Below are 307 nucleotides of genomic sequence, written 5' to 3'. Positions count from 1 at the left end.
ATGCAGGGTATTGCCGAGCGCTTCAAAGCCTTCAAAGACGTCCTTGACCCCTCGACCCAAACCGGCATGCATGCGCACCACAATCTGTCGTTGGGGGTCGCAAACTCGATTGTCGCCGTGGAAAACGGTTGTGACCGGGTCGACGCCTCGCTGGCCGGTATGGGTGCCGGGGCAGGTAACGCCCCGCTGGAAGTCTTCATCGCCGCCATCGACAAGTTGGGCTGGAACCATGGCACTGACCTGTTCACCTTGATGGACGCCGCTGACGATCTGGTACGTCCCCTGCAGGACCGCCCGGTACGGGTAG

The 307-nt window shown here is 61.6% G+C and carries 1 pseudogene; it reads left to right on the top strand.

The window, feature by feature from the left end:
- Nucleotides 1-307 (top strand): annotated as a pseudogene (locus HX778_RS24955) (4-hydroxy-2-oxovalerate aldolase); the annotation flags it as partial.

Origin of the sequence: Cedecea sp. P7760, from assembly GCF_013386425.1 — a bacterium.
Classification (GTDB): domain Bacteria; phylum Pseudomonadota; class Gammaproteobacteria; order Enterobacterales; family Enterobacteriaceae; genus Cedecea; species Cedecea selenatireducens.
This window is presented reverse-complemented; position numbering and strand designations above follow the sequence as displayed.